At 70.9% G+C, this 2,781-nt stretch carries 3 protein-coding genes; 2 read left to right on the top strand and 1 reads right to left on the bottom strand.

Annotation, left to right across the window (positions count from 1 at the left end; translation table 11 throughout):
* The first annotated feature begins 637 nt into the window (after positions 1 to 637).
* Entirely contained in the window at positions 638 to 865 is a 228-nt protein-coding gene (rpmE, locus tag B8460_RS14190; protein WP_048862266.1) for a 50S ribosomal protein L31, read from the top strand.
* A gap of 161 nt (positions 866 to 1,026) precedes the next feature.
* A complete protein-coding gene (locus B8460_RS14185; protein ID WP_048862265.1) occupies positions 1,027 to 1,509 on the top strand; it encodes an Hsp20 family protein in 483 nt (160 codons plus the stop codon).
* Between the two features lie 62 nt (positions 1,510 to 1,571).
* On the opposite strand, the gene B8460_RS14180 is transcribed toward B8460_RS14185, so the two are convergent.
* The gene (locus B8460_RS14180; protein WP_048862264.1) at positions 1,572 to 2,708 is read right to left on the bottom strand and encodes a 5-(carboxyamino)imidazole ribonucleotide synthase; all 1,137 of its coding nucleotides are present in this window, start codon (positions 2,706 to 2,708) and stop codon (positions 1,572 to 1,574) included.
* Between the last annotated feature and the right edge of the window lie 73 nt (positions 2,709 to 2,781).

Genomic DNA, 2,781 nt, shown 5'->3' with positions numbered 1-2,781 from the left:
TTCAGACGTGTGCTCTTCCGATCTGTCCGCGCCGCCGACGCGCCGGCGGACAAGATCGCGCCCCCGGCCGCCACGCCCACCGCGCCGCCGGAAAAGATCGCGCCTCCGGCCGCAGGCAGCAGCGAGCGTGACGCGCGGCTGGAGGCACATATCAAGGCGCTGCACGACCGCCTCGGCATCACCCCGGCCGAGGAAGCCGCCTGGGCCAAGGTCGCCGACGTGATGCGCGAGAATGCCGTCGCCATCCGCAAGGGCCTGCAGACGCGCCGCAGCGACCTGTCCGGCATGACCGCGCTGGACAACATGCGTTCGTACGCGACGCTCACGGAGCAGCGGGCGCAGGAGGCGCAGAAGATGCTGTCCGCCTTCCAGCCGCTCTATGACAGCTTCCCGGCCGAGCAGAAGAAGACGGCGGACGAGGTCTTCCGGTCCGAGACCGAACGATCCTTCCTCCACCACCGCCGCCAGCACCACCGGGCGGAGCCGCAGGCGCAGCCCGACGCGCAGTCGCCGGCCCCGGCGCCCGACCAGAAGCAGCAATAGCAGGGCGGCACGTTGTCAGGGGGCGGGCGCTCCGCTATAGCGCCCGCCTTCGCGGCGCCGGTCGGGATCGGCGCCGCCAGCAGCGGAGCCAGCCATGAAGACCGACATCCACCCCGACTATCACGAGATCACGGTCATCATGACCGACGGGACGCAGTTCACCACCCGGTCCTGCTACGGCAAGCCGGGCGACACGCTCCGCCTCGACATCGACCCGAAGTCCCACCCCGCCTGGACCGGCCAGCAGCGCATGATCGACACCGGCGGTCAGGTCGCGAAGTTCAACAAGAAGTTCGCCGGCATCGGCATGCGCAAGAAGTAAGCCGCGCGGCGCGTCTCGACATCACGGCCGCACCCCTTGAAGCAGTGGGGGTGCGGCACCTACCTCTTGCAGCATCCGGGAGCCCGTCGTGGTCCCGGACACGACCCGGCCGGCCCGCATGGGCGGCCATGTTGAGACCTTGCTCTTGCAGGAGGTTACCCATGACCCGCTTTGACTTCGCGCCCCTTTACCGTACCGCCATCGGCTTCGAGCGGCTTGCCCGCCTCGCCGATGCCAGCCTCGCCGCCAGCGAGGCGCCGTCCTATCCGCCCTACAACATCGAGAAGACCGGCGATGACGCCTATCGCCTGACCATGGCGGTGGCCGGCTTCAAGCCCGCCGACCTCGACGTGGTGGTGAAGGACAACACCCTCGTCGTGTCCGGCCGCGTCGGCAGCGAGACCCCGCATGGCGAGGTGCTGCACCGCGGCATCGCCGCCCGCGCGTTCGAGCGCCGCTTCGCCCTCGCCGACCATATCGTGGTCGACGGCGCCACGCTGGAGAACGGCCTGCTGTCGGTCGGCCTCAAGCGCGTCGTGCCGGAGTCGCTGAAGCCGCGCCGGATCGAGATCGGCACCACGCCGGCGCAGCCGCAGCCGCAGCAGATCGCCAACGACCCGCAGGCGACCTCCGTCGCCGCCTGATCGGGCGGACTGTCACGACGACGAAGGGGCCGGGCGACCGGCCCCTTTTTCGCAGGCGGCCCCTAGACCGGATCCGGCGCCAGCGGCCCCAGGGCATCGGCGATGCCGAACGGACCCGGCAGCGCGCCCAGCGGAAACAGCCGGTTGACGTGCCCCATCTTCCGCCCCGGCCGCGCCTCGGCCTTGCCGTACAGATGCGGAATCAGCCCCGGCGTTGCCAGCACGGTCGGCAGATGCGCCATGTCGTCCGGCCCCACCAGGTTCTTCATCACCGCGTCCGAATGCCGCACCGCCGGCGGCAGACGCAGGCCGGCGACCGCGCGCACCAGCATCTCGAACTGGCTGGCCGGGCAGGCATCGATGGTCCAGTGGCCGGAATTATGCGGCCGGGGCGCGATCTCGTTCGCGAGCACCGTGCCGTCGCGGGTGACGAACATCTCCACCGCCAGCAGCCCCACCAGATCGAGGGCCAGCGCCACTTTCCGCGCCGCCTCCTGCGCCGCCGCGTGGACGCTCTCCGGCAGCGGCGCGGGCGCCAGCGTCAGATCGAGAATGTGGTCGCGGTGCCGGTTCTCCACCGTGTCGAAGGCGGCCAGCGTCCCGTCCGCGCCACGCGCGACGATCACGCTCACCTCGGCAGCGAAATCGACGAAACTCTCCAGAATCAACGGTTTGGGGGAGAGTTTCTCGAACGCCGCGTCAAGATCGTCGGGGCTGCGCAGCAGCGCCTGCCCCTTGCCGTCATAGCCCAGCCGCGCCGTCTTCAGCACCGCCGGCAGGCCGAGCGCCGCCACCGCCGCCGTCAGATCGGCGCGTGTCGACACCGCCCGCCACGGCGCGGTGGGCACCCCGGCCGCGTCCAGGAAGCTCTTCTCCGCGATCCGGTACTGGCTGACCCGCAGAACCGAGGGCGCGGGCCGCACCGGTTTGAAAGATGCCAGAAGATCAAGCCCTTCGGCGCTGACGTTCTCGAACTCGAAGGTGATGACGTCGGACGCGGCGGCGAAGGCGCGCAGCGCCGCCGGGTCCTCGTACTCGCCGAGCGTGACGCCGGCACAGACCTGCCCCGCCGGGCTGTCCGTCTCCGGCGTCAGGATGTGGCAGCGATAGCCGAGGCGCGCGGCCGCCATCGCCGTCATGCGGCCAAGCTGACCGCCACCCACGATGCCGATGGTCGCGCCGAGGGGAAGACCGGTCATCGCGGGCCATGCTCCCCGGCGTCAGGCACGTCGGACGGCGCCTCGGCCACCGCGTCCGTCTGCGCCGCCCGCC

It is taken from the genome of Acidisphaera rubrifaciens HS-AP3, assembly GCF_000964365.1.
In the GTDB taxonomy this organism is placed as follows: domain Bacteria; phylum Pseudomonadota; class Alphaproteobacteria; order Acetobacterales; family Acetobacteraceae; genus Acidisphaera; species Acidisphaera rubrifaciens.
Note: the sequence above shows the minus strand (reverse complement) of the source record. Positions and strands in the feature narration are given on the sequence as shown.